At 73.2% G+C, this 15,517-nt stretch carries 15 protein-coding genes and 1 pseudogene; 4 read left to right on the forward strand and 12 right to left on the reverse strand.

Features of this window, described 5'->3' with window-relative positions:
- Nucleotides 1–3 precede the first annotated feature (3 nt).
- The 5 genes from ACIG0D_RS01480 to ACIG0D_RS01500 are packed head-to-tail and all read right to left on the reverse strand — an operon-like array spanning nt 4 to nt 6,443.
- On the reverse strand, nt 4–780 hold the full coding sequence (locus ACIG0D_RS01480) for a polysaccharide deacetylase family protein (RefSeq protein WP_399795564.1): 777 nt from the start codon (nt 778–780) through the stop codon (nt 4–6).
- A complete protein-coding gene (murJ, locus tag ACIG0D_RS01485) occupies nt 764–2,401 on the reverse strand; it encodes a murein biosynthesis integral membrane protein MurJ (RefSeq protein WP_399795565.1) in 1,638 nt (545 codons plus the stop codon). Before murJ ends, ACIG0D_RS01480 begins: the two co-directional genes overlap by 17 nt.
- Nucleotides 2,398–3,756, reverse strand: coding sequence for an O-antigen ligase family protein (locus tag ACIG0D_RS01490; protein ID WP_399795566.1), 1,359 nt, complete (start codon nt 3,754–3,756; stop codon nt 2,398–2,400). Before ACIG0D_RS01490 ends, murJ begins: the two co-directional genes overlap by 4 nt.
- 6 nt (nt 3,757–3,762) lie before the next feature.
- A complete protein-coding gene (locus ACIG0D_RS01495; protein WP_399795567.1) occupies nt 3,763–5,235 on the reverse strand; it encodes an exopolysaccharide biosynthesis polyprenyl glycosylphosphotransferase in 1,473 nt (490 codons plus the stop codon).
- Nucleotides 5,232–6,443: a glycosyltransferase gene (locus ACIG0D_RS01500; RefSeq protein WP_399795568.1), complete on the reverse strand. Its 1,212-nt coding sequence runs from the start codon at nt 6,441–6,443 to the stop codon at nt 5,232–5,234. The genes ACIG0D_RS01495 and ACIG0D_RS01500 overlap by 4 nt, the downstream gene beginning before the upstream one ends.
- A gap of 594 nt (nt 6,444–7,037) precedes the next feature.
- On the opposite strand from ACIG0D_RS01500, the gene ACIG0D_RS01505 reads away from it, so the two are divergent.
- From ACIG0D_RS01505 to ACIG0D_RS01515, 3 genes are all read left to right on the forward strand, one after another.
- Complete coding sequence (locus tag ACIG0D_RS01505; RefSeq protein ID WP_399795569.1) at nt 7,038–7,316, forward strand: hypothetical protein; 279 nt, start codon at nt 7,038–7,040, stop codon at nt 7,314–7,316.
- A 292-nt stretch (nt 7,317–7,608) separates the two neighbouring features.
- A complete protein-coding gene (locus ACIG0D_RS01510; protein ID WP_399795570.1) occupies nt 7,609–8,028 on the forward strand; it encodes a tyrosinase family oxidase copper chaperone in 420 nt (139 codons plus the stop codon).
- On the forward strand, nt 8,012–8,878 hold the full coding sequence (locus tag ACIG0D_RS01515; protein WP_399795571.1) for a tyrosinase family protein: 867 nt from the start codon (nt 8,012–8,014) through the stop codon (nt 8,876–8,878). Before ACIG0D_RS01510 ends, ACIG0D_RS01515 begins: the two co-directional genes overlap by 17 nt.
- 554 nt (nt 8,879–9,432) lie before the next feature.
- Here the strand turns inward: ACIG0D_RS01515 and ACIG0D_RS01520 are convergent.
- Nucleotides 9,433–10,286 (reverse strand): annotated as a pseudogene (locus tag ACIG0D_RS01520) (NAD(P)-dependent oxidoreductase).
- 399 nt (nt 10,287–10,685) lie between these two features.
- Here ACIG0D_RS01520 and ACIG0D_RS01525 point away from each other — a divergent pair.
- Nucleotides 10,686–10,919 carry a helix-turn-helix domain-containing protein gene (locus tag ACIG0D_RS01525; RefSeq protein WP_399795572.1) on the forward strand — a complete coding sequence of 78 codons (234 nt, stop codon included), beginning with the start codon at nt 10,686–10,688 and terminating at the stop codon, nt 10,917–10,919.
- 109 nt (nt 10,920–11,028) lie between these two features.
- Here the strand turns inward: ACIG0D_RS01525 and ACIG0D_RS01530 are convergent, their stop codons facing one another.
- From ACIG0D_RS01530 to ACIG0D_RS01555, 6 genes are all read right to left on the reverse strand, one after another.
- Nucleotides 11,029–11,715: a hypothetical protein gene (locus tag ACIG0D_RS01530; RefSeq protein ID WP_399795573.1), complete on the reverse strand. Its 687-nt coding sequence runs from the start codon at nt 11,713–11,715 to the stop codon at nt 11,029–11,031.
- On the reverse strand, nt 11,712–12,197 hold the full coding sequence (locus ACIG0D_RS01535; protein WP_399795574.1) for a DUF6415 family natural product biosynthesis protein: 486 nt from the start codon (nt 12,195–12,197) through the stop codon (nt 11,712–11,714). Before ACIG0D_RS01535 ends, ACIG0D_RS01530 begins: the two co-directional genes overlap by 4 nt.
- Before the next feature lie 74 nt (nt 12,198–12,271).
- Nucleotides 12,272–12,730, reverse strand: coding sequence for a hypothetical protein (locus ACIG0D_RS01540; protein WP_399795575.1), 459 nt, complete (start codon nt 12,728–12,730; stop codon nt 12,272–12,274).
- Between the two features lie 86 nt (nt 12,731–12,816).
- On the reverse strand, nt 12,817–13,665 hold the full coding sequence (locus ACIG0D_RS01545) for a helix-turn-helix domain-containing protein (protein WP_399795576.1): 849 nt from the start codon (nt 13,663–13,665) through the stop codon (nt 12,817–12,819).
- Nucleotides 13,662–14,399 carry a DUF6879 family protein gene (locus ACIG0D_RS01550; RefSeq protein WP_399795577.1) on the reverse strand — a complete coding sequence of 246 codons (738 nt, stop codon included), beginning with the start codon at nt 14,397–14,399 and terminating at the stop codon, nt 13,662–13,664. Before ACIG0D_RS01550 ends, ACIG0D_RS01545 begins: the two co-directional genes overlap by 4 nt.
- 823 nt (nt 14,400–15,222) lie before the next feature.
- A complete protein-coding gene (locus ACIG0D_RS01555) occupies nt 15,223–15,513 on the reverse strand; it encodes a hypothetical protein (protein ID WP_399795578.1) in 291 nt (96 codons plus the stop codon).
- Nucleotides 15,514–15,517 lie beyond the last annotated feature (4 nt).

The raw sequence follows: 15,517 nt of genomic DNA on the forward strand, positions 1-15,517 counted from the left end.
AGCTCACACCCCTTCGGCGGCACGGTGGCGCAGCCGGTGCAGCCCGCGCTTGAGGTGCAGCCGCCAGGCCGTGTCCCGCTCGCCGACGTGGACCCGGGGCAGGGCGAGGAGGCTCGCCAGGTGGCCGGGGTCGGTGGCACAGGCGTAGGCGTAGCCGGCCTTCTCCACGGCGTCGACGACGCGGCGGTCGACCTTCCCGTACGGGTAGCAGAAGCCGCTGACGGGAGCACCGGTCAGGTCGGAGAGCAGGTCTCCACTGTCGTTCACCTCGGCGCGGAGCAGCGCGTCGTCGGCCCGGGTCAGGTCCACGTGCGTGAGGCCGTGCGAGCCGATCTCGATCCCCTCGGCGGCGGCCTGCCGGATGCCCTCCGCCGACAGCAGCGGCTTGCGCGGGCCGAGCGGGTCCCAGGCGTTGTCGCCGCCCAGCCTGCCCGGCAGCACGAACAGGGTGGCGCCGCAGCCGTGGCGGTGCAGCAGCGGCAGGGCGTGGGTGAGGAAGTCGGCGTACCCGTCGTCGAAGGTCAGCCCCACCAGATCCCGGCCCGCGCCCCGGGCGCGCGCGGCGAGCAGCTCCCGCACGCCGACGCCGCGCAGGCCCCGGCGGCGCAGCCAGCCCAGCTGCCGGTCCAGGCGGCGGGGCGAGACGGTGACGCGGTACGGATCCTGGGAGCAGTCGCCCACCGAGTGGTACATCGCCACCCACGGGGGAGGGCCGGGGGTGAGCGGGGGCGTGGCCGGTGCGGGGGCGGTGGAAGGGCCGCGGTCAGCGGAAACGGGCATGCGGAAGCCTCCTGGAGACGGTGCGCAGGGCGGGTGCGAGATGCTGCGCGCCCGAGGGCCGGGCGAGCAGGAGGAAGACGACGGTCACGGCCGTGCCACCGGCCGCGAGCCCGAGGACGGGGGAGTCGATGCGGCCCGCGCAGACCCCGCCTACGCCGCAGGCGACGACCGCCGCGCGCAGCGGCTTGCCCATCCCGGTCAGCACCGGCCGCGTGCGGATCGGCACTCCGCGCGTCTTCATGCCGCACAGCAGGATCAGGGCGGTGAGGGTGATGCCGGCGGCGTTGGCCGCGGCGATCCCCGGCACGCCCCACGAACCGACCGTCGCCGCGCCGATCCAGGACGTGGCGACGATCCCGGCGGCCATGGCGGCCACCGGGTACCAGGTGGGCCGCCCCGCCGAGAAGTACGACCGGACGAGCACGCCCACCAGTGCGTGGCCGAGCAGCCCGAGCGCGTACACGCGCATCACGGCGGCGGTGGCCGCGGTGTCCTGTGCGGTGAACGCGCCCCGCTGGAAGAGGAGATGGACGAGGTGCGGGGCACACGCGACGACGGCCGCCGCGCCGAGCAGCACGACGCACGACACCACCGCGAGGTCGCGTTCGACGCGGTCGCGGGCCCGCTCGGTGTCGCCCTCGGCCAGCGCCTGCGCCACGACCGGAAAGGTGACCGTGCACAGCATCAGGGCGAGCACCATCGGCATCTGGCCCACCTTCTGGGCGTAGTTCAGGTGCGAGATGGCGCCGGCGGGGAGTGGGGAGGCCAGAAAGCGCTCGATGAGGACCTGGGACTGGCGGCACAGGGCGAAGAGCAGGACGGTGACGATGAGGGAGAGGTTCATGGCGCGCCGGTCCGGTGGGTCCGCCGCGTCCTCCGGGAGGACCGTCTGCCCGCGGTGCGACTGTCGCAGGACAGCGGGCAGTTGGGCGACGACCATGAGCGCCCCACCCGCCGCGACACCGACCGCCGCCGCCCCTACGCCCCAGCGGCCGCCGAGACCGAACATCGCCGTGATGATGGCGGCGTTGTAGGCGACGTAGATGGCCGCGGGCGCGACGAACCGGCGGTGTGCGCGCAGGAACGCGCTGCAGAAGCCGGCGAGGCCGAAGGTGAGGACACAGGTGCCGGTCAGCCGGGTGCAGTCCACCGCGAGATCCGGGTCGGGGATCCCCGGCGCCAGCGCCTCGACCACGTACGGCGCGCCGCAGACGAGCAGCGCCGACACGGCGGCGAACGCCAGCGACAGGCGGGGCAGCGTGCCGCGGACCAGGACGCGCACCGGGTCGCCCGCACCCGCCTGGGCGCGGCGGGCCACGGCGGCGCTGAACGCCGGTACGAGGACGAAGGCCAGCCCGTCCTCGATCAGCAGCGTCGCCGCGAACTCCGGCACGGTCCAGGCGACCAGGAAGGCGTCCGTGTCGCTCCCCGCACCGAAGAGATGCGCCAGCGCCTGGTCCCGGCCGAGCCCCAGCAGCGCACCGGCCAGGGACAGGACGACGGTGACGAGGGCCGCCCGGGCGAGGAAGCCCTGCGAGACGGGTCCGGGGCCGCCGGTGTCCGTGCCGGCGCGTGCCGGGGGGAGCGTGGTGCCCCTGGCGCCGGGAGGGGTGATCGTCATCGTGCCACGGCCTTCCGGGAGGCGGCCGGGTCGTCACTCGCCAGCGCCCACCACGCCGTCAACCCGAAGCAGACGGCGGTGAGGACGGTTGTGGGCCCGCCGATGTCGGCGTACGCGAAGTCGATCAAATGCCAGATCAGCAGCCCGCAGGCCACCAGCGCGCAGTCGAGGCCGGGGCCGTCCGCCCTGCGCACGCGGACCAGCCGCCGCAGCCCCAGCACCAGCAGGGCCAGCCAGCTTCCCGCCAGCGCCAGCAGCCCGACGAGTCCCTGCTCGCTGAGCACCAGCAGGTACATGTTGTGCGGCGACAGCAGCGGCTGCTTTCGGTACGCGGCGCCCGCGCCCTCCGTATCGCTGCCCGAGGACAGGGCCAGTGAGGCGTGCCCGTCGCGGTGCTCGGGGAAGCCCTTGAGGCCGACGCCCGTCAGCGGCCGCTCGCGCCACATGCCCGTGGCCGCCGCCCACATCGTGTACCGGTCGGTGACCGACTGGTCGGGTGCGTCGGCGACCTGCCCGATGGTGCTCAGCCTCTCCTGGAGCAGCGCGGAGCCGACACCGATCCCGCCGACGAGGAGCACGGCGACGGCGGCCACGACCGCCCCCGCCGTCACCGCCCGCCGCAGGCCCGCCAGCGCCAGTTGCGCTCCGCAGGCCAGGGCGGTGGCGATCCACGCGCCCCGGCTGAAGGACACGGCCAGCGGCACCACCAGCAGCAGTGCGCACACCACGGCCCACACCCGCCCCCGAGCGCTCGGCTCCGCTCGCGCAGGGAGGTGCCCCTTCCGTACCGGCGCGGGTCCCAGTGCCAGCCCCACCGCGCACACCAGCCCGAAGGAGACCACACTCGCCATCGCCATGACGTCGCCCGGCCCGAAGGTGCCGACGGCGCGGATCTCCTGGCCCATGTACGAGGCGCCGGTCCCGGTCGCGTACTGGTGCACCCCGACGGCTCCCTGCCACAGCGCGAGCCCCACCACCGCCCAGGCCAGCAGTCGGACGTCGCGCCGGTCACGGAGGAGCAGCAGGACGGCGGCCGGGACGAGTACGAAGATCTGCAGACAGCGCGCGAAGCCGGTGACCGCCGCGCCCGGCACGGCGGCCCCCGTCGCCGCCACCGCGAACCCGACCACGGGCAGGCCCAGCACCACGGCGGCGGTACGCGACAGGGGGCGCCGCCGGTGGAGCAGCAGACGTACGACGCACCACAGAACCAGGACACCGGACGCGGCGTCCGCGGGGGTCGCGCCCCCCTCACCGTCCGGGGCGACGGGCACCGCGAGCAGGGCGATCACCGCCACCACCGGCAGGACGGGCGCCGCCTCGCGCGCGGCGGGCAGGGCGTACGCGTGACTCACCGGGCTTCAGCTCCCCGTCGGGCGGACCAGCGAGGCGACCGTGCGCAGCAGGATGCACACGTCCTGCCACAGCGACCAGTCGTCGATGTACGCGTTGTCGAACCGGGCGCGGTCCTCGATGGAGGTGTCGCCGCGCAGTCCGTGGATCTGGGCGAGCCCGGTGATGCCGGTCCGCATGCGGTGGCGGGCGGCGTAACCGGGGTAGCTCTCGCTGAACACGGCGACGAAGTACGGGCGTTCGGGACGCGGCCCGACCAGGGTCATGTCGCCCCGGAAGACGTTCCACAACTGGGGCAGCTCGTCGAGCGAACTGCGGCGCAGGAAACGGCAGAAGCGGCTCATGTCCCGCTCGCCCGCCACGCTCCAGCGGGTGGCGGCCTCGTGTGCGTCGGACGGGCGATGGGTGCGGAACTTCAGCAGCGTGAAAGGGCGGCCGTCCTTGCCGACGCGCTCCTGACGGAAGACGACGCCCGGCCCGTCGCTGACCCGCAGCACGAGCGCGCAGGCCAGCAGCACCGGGCTGACCAGCAGCAGCAGGATCCCGGAGACCAGGACGTCGAGGGCGCGCTTGGCGGGGCCGCCGCGGTGTCGACGGGCCTCCAGGCGGCGGCAGGAGAAGCCGGCGATCCGCTCGCGTGGGCCCCGGTCGCCGGCCGTGCATCCGGCTTCGTCGTACGCGGCGCTCCTCGCCCGGTCGTACGCCGCCGCGTCCGCGTCCACCTCCCACAGCGTGCAACCCGACTCGGCCAACGTCCGCAGCAGCGGCCCGCGTTCGCCCGCCGGGCCCACGACGAGCACGGCCTGTACGCCGTTCTGGATGACGGCCCGGTGTACCTCCTCGTCGGTGCCGAGCACCGGCAGTCCCTCGCCGCAGGCCGGGCCGTCGGCGAGGACGCCCACCGGCCTGAGGCCGCATCCAGGGTGGCGCAGGAAGGCGGCGGCCACGCGCTGGGCGGTGGCGGCAGAACCGACGACGAGGGCGGCGGCGGGGTGGCGGACCAGTGCCCGGCGGCGACGCCAGTGCACCATGCCGCGGCCCGCGCAACTCGCCGCCCACTGCACGGCGCAGCCGGTCAGCAGCGTACGGACGGACAGGGCATGCGCCGGGGAGAACGCCGCGACCAGGGCCGCGAGCACGCACCAGCTCACCGTGATCCGGGCGCAGACGGCGGGGAGTTCGTCCAGTGCGGCGGGGACGGCGGCGGGGCGGTACAGCGCCGCCCGTGCGTTCAGACAGAGGACGGCGAGCAACAGGGGCGCGGCCAGCAGGGGGTGGGGGAGTGCGGGGGCGGCGGCGAGCGCGGCGGCCGCGTCCGCGGCGAGCAGCGGCATCCCCGGAGCGGGGCGCGCCGTGGGGCGTTGCCCAGCTGGGCGCCGCAAGCCGTCGGCGGTCCCGCGCGGGGGAATGACCGAGACGGGCGGCAATCCGTGCTCCGGTGGCTGGCTGCCGGGGGGAGCGACGGTACGTTCGGCGGTCACGAGCGGATGGACTCCCTGCACTCGGTGTGTTCCGCGCGGTGGGTCACCGTGCGCCCGGCGTCGAGGAGTTCGCGGTAGAGGGCCGCGACCGCCTCGGCCGAGTGCCGCACGTCGTGCGCGGTCAGTACGTGGCGGCGCCCCTGGTGGCCGAGCGACTCCCGCAGCAGCGGATCGAGCAGAGCCCGGGTGAGCGCGTCGCCCAGCGGGCCCGGTCGGCCGGCGGGCACCAGACAGTGCGCCTGGTGACCGGGCGGCAGGCTCTCGCGCGCCCCGGCCACGTCCGTGACCAGGACGGGACGCCCGCACGCCATCGCCTCGAGCGGGGCCAGCGCCATGCCCTCCCAGCGCGACGGCAGCACCACCAGGTCGGCCGCCTGGTACCAGGGGACGGCATCGGCCACGGCCCCGGCGAACAGCACGCCCTCGGGCGCGCGGTGCCGCAGCCGCGCTTCCTCCGGCCCGTCCCCGACGAGCGCCAGCCTGGCCCCGGGAACCCGCCGCAGCACCGAGGACCATGCCTCGAGCAGCACGTCCTGCCCCTTCTGCCGGCAGAGCCGTCCCACGCAGACCACCAGCGGAACGGCCGGATCGAGGCCGGTGAGCGGTGCGAGGGCGGCTCGTGCGGCGGTGACGGCGGTGGGGTGGAAGCGCGCCGGGTCGATGCCGTTGGGGATGACCCGCCAGTGGGCGCGCACTTTGGCGCGCACACCTCGCTCGCGTTCCGCCTCGCTGACGCACACCACACGGGCGGCCCACCGTGCCCCCCACCGCTCCCACGCCACGGCGGCCACCGCCGTGACCCCGCCGACCGCCTCGAACGACCAGGCGTGCGGCTGGAACACCGTCGGGATGCGCCCCCGTACCGCCAGCCGGGCCGCGAGCCCGGCCTTGGCACTGTGCGCGTGCAGCACGTCGGGCCGGACCTCGTCGACGACGCGTGCGAGCCGGCGCACCTCACCGGGGAGCGACCGTCCCGGCGCCCGCGTGGCGGGCCAGTTCCGTACGCTCGCACCGAGTTCCCGCAGTTCCTGTGCGAGGCCGCTCTCGGGGCACGCGACCGTGACGCCGAAACCGGCCGCACGTTGCGCACGCACCAGCTCGGTGACCACGCGGGCGACTCCGCCGTCCACCGGCTGGGTGACATGGAGGACGCGTGGCGAAGCCGCCCGTGTCGCGCTGCGCGACGAGCCCGAAGACCGGCCGGTCATCACCGTGCGGGACGACGTGGAAGGTGGCCGCCCCGCCCTGACGGGCCGTCGGACAGGTGGATCCCCGTGCGTGCCGCAATGGAAAGACCCCGGGCGTGACGCATGGCCGGCGTTGCCCTTTCGCGATGACATCAACTTATCGGGCTGAATCAGGACACATCACTCTATCTCGGAACTTCTCCTTTATCGGGAAAGGGGGACACGTGTGTCGAAACCTCCCTGACCGGCGCCGGGTTGGCGTCCTGATGGCAAGGCAGGGGTGCGCCGTGCCGGTACCGATGGGGTCCCGGTCTCGCGAGGCGCAAGGCCGCGAGGCACTGCCGTGGACGCCGCGATCACCGCGGTCGGGTCCCGGTGAGCGCCCGGTATCGCGGCTGGCCCACGGCCGGTGCCACGGGCTTCATGGCCTCCCGTGTTCATCCCGCGTTCATAGGAGAATGAGAAACCCAGATAAGACATGCCCTTCATTCGGGTGAGCTTGCGCGCGGGGACCGGAATTTTCTGTGCGCGGAGTTTCCGCGGCGTCCGGGGATCGTTAGAGGCGGTGAAGCAATTCCCCCTGGTGACTTTCCAGTTGCCGAAGAAAGGAACACGATGAAGTCTCTGAAGGCTGCCGCCGTCATCGCCGGGTCCATGGTCGTGGCCGGTGTCGCCGCTCCCGCCTTCGCGCTGGACCTCGCGGTGGGCAAGCACGACGTCACCGGTGTGGTGAACCAGCTTGCCAAGGACCCCGCCGACCTGCCGGTGCTGAACCAGGCGAATGTGCTCGACGAGCAGACGAGCGGTCTGTCGGGCGCCGTCGAGGACGCGAAGACCACCCTGACCGAGCAGGCCAAGGGTCATGTGCTGGACGGACGCACCCTGCAGGTCTGAGCGGTTCGGGCGTTCCTTCGTCTCAGGTTTTCGCCCGGATATTCAATTCGGGCTCTCTGCTGGACTTGCGTAGCGGGCGCTTGTGACCGTCCAGGGCCGATTCCGTCGCGTGCGGGATCGGCCCTTGGGCTGTGTTCCACATGGCTGGCAGGTGTCCGTCGTGACGAGAGGAGACATACCGTTGCGAACCAACAGACCATTCCGGTGTCCATCGGCACACGATGAGGCGGGGCCCGCTGACGACCGTCCGTCAGCCGTCGTCGGCCTCCCGCGCGCCACAGGACGGCGGCGGGTGCTGTGGGGGCTGTCCGCATCGGCGGTCGGCGGGGTGTTCGCGCCGTTCCTGGTGGCGTCGAGGCCGGCCGGAGCGGAGGAAGCGCGGTTCGCCGAGACGTATCGCGGGCGCCGCATCGTCGGCGTCAGGGAGGGCGACTGGCGGTCCGGGCGCGACGGCTCCGGCGCGTGGCACGTCACCGTGGACGGGCGACCGCTGCATCTGATGCGACGGGCGGACGGCAGCTGGATGAGCATGGTCGACCACTACTGCTCGTATCCGACCCCACTCGCCGCCGCGCGCGCGGCCGTCGACGAACTCGGTCCCACCGAACAACTGGGCGCGCCGGACGACGGGGGCAGCGGCGTGGAGCCCAGCCGCACGCCGGGCGGAGGCAAGGCAACCGAGGGAGATCACCACCATGGTGTACACGCGTAAGGACGTCAGCACCCTCACCCGGTCCGAGCGGCGCCGGTTCGTCAACGCGCTGCTCGAGGTCAAACGCCGCGGCGAGTACGACGAGTTCGTGCGCACACACATCGAGTACTACGTCTCCGACGGTGAACACGGGCTGCGCACCGCCCACATGGCACCCTCCTTCCTGCCCTGGCACCGCAGGTTCTTGCTGGACCTGGAGGACGCGCTGCGCCGGGTCGACGAGTCGGTGACCGTGCCGTACTGGGACTGGACGCGCAACCGCACCCCCACGGCCGTACCGTGGACCGACGACCTGCTCGGCGGCACCGGGCGCCCGTCCGACCGGCAGGTCATGACCGGCCCCTTCGCCTACCGCAACGGCAAGTGGACCATCAAGGTCGGAATCACCCAGACCGAGTTCCTCAGGCGCGACCTGGGCCGTTCCCGGGACCCGATCGCCCTGCCCAAGGCCGACGACGTGGAACGGGCCATCGACGACCCCGTCTACGACACGGCCCCCTGGGACTCCACGTCCGCCAAGGGGTTCCGCAACAAGCTGGAGGGGTGGGGGCGAGGTCGGGGCGCCGCTTCGTGGCACACCCACAACCGGGTCCACCGTTGGGTCGGCGGCCACATGGTCGGCGGCGCCTCCGTCAACGACCCCGTCTTCTGGATGCACCACGCCTTCGTCGACCTCCTCTGGTCCCGCTGGCAGCGGCGGCACCGGGGCGCCCGCTACCTCCCCGCAAAGCCGCTCCCCCGGGGCGACGCCCAGCGCGGCCGGATCGTCGCACGGCACGAGAAGTTGCCGCCGTGGGACGTGACACCCGCCGAACTGGAGGATCACAGTGGGATCTACCGGTACGCCTAGAGCCTTCGTTCGGGATCAGCCCGACTCCGAGTGACGTGCCTGGCCGCCCCGTGGGCCCCGAGTGATCCGGAAGACGGTCCCTGGTCGCACGGCACCGCACCGGACGTCCGCGGTGGTCGAGGCCCACGTCTGCCGCCTGCGGACCGGGCTGTCAGCCGAGGAGAGCCCGTGTCCTGCGGTGTCCCACGTCTGCCGCCTGCGGACCGGGCCCAGGCCCGGGGCCCGGCCCGAATCGGCCCGGCCCAGGCGTGTTCCGCCCCGGCCGTGCACCGCATCCTGGGCGGGCCCGGCCGTGCACCGCATCCTGGGCGGGCCCGGCCGTGCACCGCATCCTGGGCGGGCCCGGCCTGAACCGCCGGGCCTCGCTGGGCGGGCCCGCCGGCCGGCCCGCCCGCCGCTACGAGCGGGCTCGGGCGGGCGAGCTGATCCACGTCGACATCAAGAACCGGGCGGCACCCCCGACGGTGGCGGCCACCTCGGCATGGATGGCCGCACCGCTTGGCGGCCCTCCTCCACGCCTGCCACCGCCGCCGCCACACCGCACTCGGCGACCCTCACCGATCAGCCACCTCGACAACTCCGCAGGCCGATACACGCGCCGGCGACAGGAGCCGCACAGACGAACCGGCCAGGCAGGCCGGGATGTTCTCGCCCCCTGGCCGTAGTACGTCGCGCAGCTGGCGCGGGAGACGTAGCCCGAGTGTGGCGTGGCCAGGCGGCGGGGGCCGTGCGCATCGGGTGGTCGACGGGCAGTGGCTCGATGTCGAAGACGCTGCTAGCCGGCACGTCCTCCTTGGAGGGGACGAGCTCCGCGCCGACCTCGAAGGCGCGCTCCTCGGTGAGGTTCTGGCCCCGGCGCTGACACGCATGCCGAAGGCGAGGCCGACCTGGGCCACGCGGCTCCCGATCTTCCCCAGGCCGAGCAGTCCGAGGCAGCGGCCACGCAGGGCGGCGCCGAGGGCCGACTGCCAGGGGCCGCCGGTGCGCAGGGCGGCGCTCTCCTCGACGATGCCGTGGGCCGGGCGGAGCAGCAGGGCACGGCACGGGGAGCGGCGGGAAGGGGGCGGGGCCCAGGTCAGTTCGGCGGGCGGGGGGGGAGAGAGAACCCGCCATGCCGCGCACGGTGAGGCCGTGCGCCTCGCCCGCCGCGTGGTCGATGACCGAGTTGCGCCTGCCTGAGGTGACGAGCGGCTTCAGCCGGGGGAGGGGACGCGGTCGCGCCGGGTCACGACGATGTCGAAGTCGGCGAGGGCCGCGGCCAGATGTCCGCGTCGTCGATGTGGGTGCCGAAGAGGACGACGTCCACGGCTTCCGCGACCGGTGACCAGTCGGCGATCTCGGTCGCCGCGTTCTGGAAGTCGTCCGGTACAGCGCAGCGCAGCCGTGCGTCGGTCCTGCCCATGGCCATCCCGCCGGTCCGCGGCTGTGGCGCCCCCGGCAGGACTCGAACCTGCGGCCAAGCGCTTAGAAGGTGTCACGCGTTTAGCGATGTGCTCACCTGCCTATTCGCAGGTCGCCTCAGACCAAACTAAGGAAAGGCGCTTGCCCTAAGACTGGGCCCATTTTGGCGAGGAACCATTCCCCCGAACGGGCGCCGCCCCGAGCCCACTGTAGGGCCCGGGGCGGCAGGGAGACCACGGCTCCACCATCTGGGCGGATAGGCGCCTCGCGCGAGGGACCAACCGCGGCTCCCGCCTGACGGGACCCGGGCAGGCGCACGCCGCGCACCTGCCCGGCTCCGCAAGATCGAAAGATGCCTGGTGTCACCAGGCTGACACAGGATCGCGCAGGTCACAGCGTTTGTCGAATGCCAGCAGACCCGCCCGAGGCCCAGTTCGACCGCGATGCACAGCACATCGGCCAGCGCATTCGGGAGGTCCGCGAGCACAAGAACCTCACCCAAGAGAAGGTCTTCCTGGCAGTGCCGATGAACCGCGCCCACTACCAGGACATCGAGGCCGGCCGGGCGAACCCCACCTTGCGGACGCTCTCCCACATCGCGCACGTCCTCGGCGTGCCCTTGGCGGACCTCGTCCGCTGAGGCCCGCCGCCGCGGGGAGAGGTGCGGCGGCGGGCCCGCGACGGCCACCCTCGGGGGTGGGTGGCCTGCCCCGCTACCGGCCCCATCGGGCCGTCGCCGGTAGCGGGAGCTATCGGTACGCCGCCTCGGCCTCCTGGTCGGCCAGCTCATCGAGGTCCGTGACCGGCGTTACGTTCTCTAGGGTCACGATGAGGCGGGCCGCGAGGAGCCAGCGGAGACGCCTCTCGTCCGTGTCCGGGACACGGTGCAAGCCAGTCCGGCCCGGCGCTGGCAGCGGCTGGAGCGTGAGCGGGTCGTACAGCAGGCCCGCGAAGCCCCACACCGGCGTGGACGAGACGAGCGCCGCCGCCCAGCCGCGGCGCAGGGGCGGGCAGTAGTTCACCGCCAGGCGGGCGCAGGCCGCGTGCACCGGCGGGGACGCGGTCTGCTCTCCCTCGCGGATGGGGGTGTCGCCGCGGGCGGCGACGAGGAACAGCGCACGCTCGTCCTCCCGCGCGCTGAGCGTGGGGCCGCCGCAGACCTGGCACAGCAGGCGGCGCATCGCGTGGCGCTGGCGCAGCGCGTGGACGGTGTCGAACCGGGGCTCCCCCCGGCGCAGAGCGGGCACGCGCAGCCAGAGGACGCCGTGCTGCCGGTCGATGTGGCTGACCTCGTCCCGGAAGCCGAGTCCCGTGCCGCCGCGCCCGCGCTGTACCGTCACCGGCTGGGGCGGGACCTCCTCGGCGGACCAGGCCGTGATGTAGGGCACGAACTGGCCGTCCCTCAGCTCCACGGGGCGGATGGCGCTCGTGGTCATCCCCATGCTCCCGCCGACCGCGCGTCCCGGTAGGCCTCATGCAGTTCCTTGGCGGCCGGGCAGGGCAGGTTCGCGTTCACGCCCGCGTCGTCCGTGGCCATGCAGGTCTCGCAGACGAGGCAGTGGTTCCACCATCGGAGGAGCGCGGCCTGCTGCTCGTCGAGGACGGCGGGGCAGTCGCTGCTCAGGTTCTCGTAGTGGTCGCACAGGGCGTTGACGGACCGGGCGAGGCGCTGCGCGTGCTGGACCTGCCGGGGCAGGATCGGCCAGGGCCGATGGCTGAGGCGCGTGCGCGCCTGCGCGACGGCGGAGTACGCGCACGCGCGCGGCGCGTCGTCCTCCGGAAGCCGCTCGGCCAGTGCCTCGACGACGGGGATGACCAGCATGAGGTGGCCGCGCAGCTGGAGCGTCAGCGTCTCCAGCTCGTCTTCGGTGGGGAGCTCGGCGTCCTCCGCGAGCAGGCGGCACGCGGCCTCGCGCATCGTGACAACGTCTACCGGCGCCTCGGCCAGCCAGCCCGGCGCGGGGGCCAATGGAGGGGGCGGCGTCTGGGGCTTCATCGTGTCTCCTCCGAGGGGCGGTTGTACCCACCAGGGCCGAACGCGGCGCCGAGCAGGACGGGGTCGGTCAGCCGGCCGGAGCCGTCCGGCCGCTTCAGCCACGTCCTCCCGCCCAGGCCGTACAGGGGCGGGCATTTGAGGACCCAGCCGTCCGGGCGGACGGTCAGCTGGCGTACGTCGTCCAGCTCGTCGCCCAGGCCGGGCGGGAGGAGCCACCACGCCCGGTCGATCTCCACGTCGGCGAGAACGGGGCCGAGCCGGTCCGACCCGATGCGGCGCATCGCGTGGATCGACGGCAGTAGCGGCGCCTCCGCCGCACGCCAGTGCCTCCCCGTGGTGAAGGGCGCCAGCTGCTCGGTGTCCCACGCACGTTGGACGTGTGCGGGCTGGTTGGTGCAGGACAGGAGCCATGCCTGACCCGCGTCCCGAAGTGATCGGGTGGGCGTGGTGGCCATGACCAGCACCGTAGGGATGCCGATTGCGCGCACGCGAGCTGATTGCGCGTGATTGCGCATGTGCTGTCGCCGGTTGCGGCGGTTGCTTATCCGAGGTCCAGAGACGCCCGGGCGCGGCCGATCAGACGCCGTGCCGGCGCCCCGTACTCGGCCGCCTCGGACAGCCATTCCCAGGCCCGTTCGTAGACCTGGATGTCCTCGGCTCCGGTGAGCCACAGTTCCTCGCTGATGGTCTCCACGATGACCAGGCGTCGGTCGTAGATCCAGAAGGCGTGCGGGGCTGAGCGCCGAAGTTGGGCGCCGAACGGGATGATGCCCAGCTCGATGCGTCGCTGGCCGACGAGGTTGTACAGGCGGTCGAGTTGCTCGGCCATCACGTCGACAGGGCATGCCCGGTGGTAGAGCGCGGCCTCGCAGATCAGGAACCGGAACGACTTCTCCGGGGCGTACAAAGCTTCCTGCCGCCGCATCCGGGCCTCGACCGCCGCATCGGTGGTCGGCTTGACTCCACGGAACTCGGCGCTCCACTCGAACGTCGCGCGCGCGTACTCCGGCGTCTGGAACAAGCCCGGAACGCGGGTCACCTCCAGGCCACGGATCTCCTTCGTGGCCTCCGTCTGCCGTACGGCGATCTCCTGGCGACCGCGGTGGCCGCCGGCCAGCTGCCGCTTCCACGACCTGTGCGCCTGCTTCATGTCCAGAGCGGCGAGGAGGCCGTGCAGCTCGGCTTCAGCGTCCAGGCGGCCGACCGCGCGCGCCCAGGCGGTGAGATCGTCCCGGGTGGGCGTCTGCCTGCCGTTCTGGAGCCGAGACACCTTCGATGTCTGCCAGCCGAGCGCTGCGGCGACGTCCTTGCCCTCCAGGCCCGCCTCGGTGCGCAGCTCACGCAGGCGCGCACCGAGGGCCTCTCGGGCGGTCTGGAAGTCGGTGGTCACATGGGTGAAGCTACCTGCTTCGCGAACTCGGCTGTAGGCACCGCGTGGTGCCAGGCGGCGTCTCGGGCCTGGCAGGCGGCGAGGACCTCGGCAGGGTCCTCGGTGACGTACACGCCCAGCGTGGTGTCGTCCTCGTCGAATGCGAACCGGGCCAGGATCTTGGAGTCGAACAGCCAGAAGTCGTAGTCCGGCAGCCGCAGCTCCTGCGCGCGAGTACGGGTGAGGTTGCGGATGTCCTCGCCCGCCGCTACGTTGCCCGGCGCGCTGGCGAGGAGGAACCGCTGGCCCTCGGTGACGGGCTCGTCGACGATCCGAACGCGCTCGAATCGCTTCCCCGCGGCGGTCTGCGTCGCGACGTTCTCCAGCCACGCGCTGGCCTCTGCGGTGATGTCCTCTCCGTTCAGCCAGCGCTGCCACTTGGGGCTCCGACGGTCGGAGGCGTAGCCGCGGCGGGTCTCCAGCCGCCAGGCGGTGTGCCGGAACTCGCGGAAGAGGTGGGTGATCTCGCTGAACGGGCGCAGTTCCGGGCTGGTCGTGCGGGGCGCGTAGCGGACGAGGAGGCTGCGGGGGACGCGCACGAACGTCTCGGTCGGCTTGACGTCGCGCAGCTGGACGAGGTGCTCGGGGTCGGTCTCGCGGTCGCCCTGGACGAGGATCTCGTCGGTCTCGGGGATCTCGTACAGGGTGGGGCAGTCGCCTTCGTCGCTGGTCGTGCCGATGAACCTCAGCGCCATGTGGCCCTCCATGTCAGCTGGTTGGAGATCCAGAATGCGCGTAGCTGCGTGGACGCGCGCGTGGATTGCACAGGATTGCGCGCGCTGTGGGGCTCCGGTGGATTGCGCGCAAGCGGGCATAGCGAAAGGGCCCCCACCGCCCGAAGGCGATGGGGGCATGATCATGGGTACTGCCGCCGCTGCGGATCGAGAGCGGCCAGCGGCGACGAGCTGCCAGGCTCCTCAGGCTGCGGCGCACCATCACGGCGGCACACCAGCGCGTCGGGGTCATCCGCGGGCGGCTGGAGACTGTACCCGTCCGGGCACGAAGGTCCCGCCGGCCCGGTCGCACCGCGCTCGCCCTGCGGGCCCTGCTCGCCCTGGGGCCCCGGTGGACCCGCAGGCCCAGCCGGACCGGGTTCGCCCTGAGGCCCCGGAGGACCCGGGGCGCCAGCCGCCCCCGGCTCGCCCGCAGCGCCCGGCTCACCGGCAGTTCCGCTCCCGCCCCGGGCCCCAGACTTCCCTGGCGCGCCGGAAGGCCCGGCGGGACCAACCGGGCCCGGCTCGCCCTGCGGGCCAGGCGGCCCCGGCGGGCCTGTGACCGACGGACCAGGTTCGCCGCGGCTGCCCGGAGGCCCGGCTACGGGCCGCTCGCCCAGCGCCTGCACCTGCCGGGCCAACGCGTCCCGGGCCTCGTTGGCGGTGCGCAGGTCGTGGCTGAGAGCCTGGACGCTAAGGACGATCCATGCGATCGCAGCTCCCAGGCCCACAGCAGCGACGACGGTGAGCACGTTGCCGCGTCTCCAGCGGCGCTCCTCGGCGCGGATCTGTGTTCGCGTCACGGTCAGGCCCCTCGGCTCAGCAGGATGATGACCGGCAGGAGGATCCCGATCAGCGGCACGATCACAGCGCCGATCAGCCATCGCCGGGTGGTGACGAGCCGCTCGGCATCCTTCTCCCGCAGCGTCTCCAGCGTGGCGACGCGCGCGCCGAGAGCCTCGTGCCGCAGGTCGTAGATCCGTTGGTCGACCTTCTCGTCCATGCGGCGGCCGAGCTGCTGGATGTCGTCGCGGAGGTCGACGAACCGGTCCTCGAAGCGCCGGACGACCTCGCCGAGGGTCGGCTCATCGGTCACGTGC

Source organism: Streptomyces sp. NPDC052773 (assembly GCF_044547145.1).
GTDB lineage: Bacteria > Actinomycetota > Actinomycetes > Streptomycetales > Streptomycetaceae > Streptomyces.

Bases quoted from the DNA above. Each gene is read 5' to 3' on its own strand.
- ACIG0D_RS01480 (WP_399795564.1), bottom strand. From the start codon at position 780: ATGCCCGTTTCCGCTGACCGCGGCCCTTCCACCGCCCCCGCACCGGCC.
- murJ (WP_399795565.1), bottom strand. From the start codon at position 2,401: ATGACGATCACCCCTCCCGGCGCCAGGGGCACCACGCTCCCCCCGGCA.
- ACIG0D_RS01500 (WP_399795568.1), bottom strand. From the start codon at position 6,443: ATGACCGGCCGGTCTTCGGGCTCGTCGCGCAGCGCGACACGGGCGGCT.
- ACIG0D_RS01505 (WP_399795569.1), top strand. From the start codon at position 7,038: ATGAAGTCTCTGAAGGCTGCCGCCGTCATCGCCGGGTCCATGGTCGTG.
- ACIG0D_RS01515 (WP_399795571.1), top strand. From the start codon at position 8,012: ATGGTGTACACGCGTAAGGACGTCAGCACCCTCACCCGGTCCGAGCGG.
- ACIG0D_RS01525 (WP_399795572.1), top strand. From the start codon at position 10,686: ATGCCAGCAGACCCGCCCGAGGCCCAGTTCGACCGCGATGCACAGCAC.
- ACIG0D_RS01530 (WP_399795573.1), bottom strand. From the start codon at position 11,715: ATGACCACGAGCGCCATCCGCCCCGTGGAGCTGAGGGACGGCCAGTTC.
- ACIG0D_RS01535 (WP_399795574.1), bottom strand. From the start codon at position 12,197: ATGCGCGAGGCCGCGTGCCGCCTGCTCGCGGAGGACGCCGAGCTCCCC.
- ACIG0D_RS01540 (WP_399795575.1), bottom strand. From the start codon at position 12,730: ATGGCCACCACGCCCACCCGATCACTTCGGGACGCGGGTCAGGCATGG.
- ACIG0D_RS01550 (WP_399795577.1), bottom strand. From the start codon at position 14,399: ATGGCGCTGAGGTTCATCGGCACGACCAGCGACGAAGGCGACTGCCCC.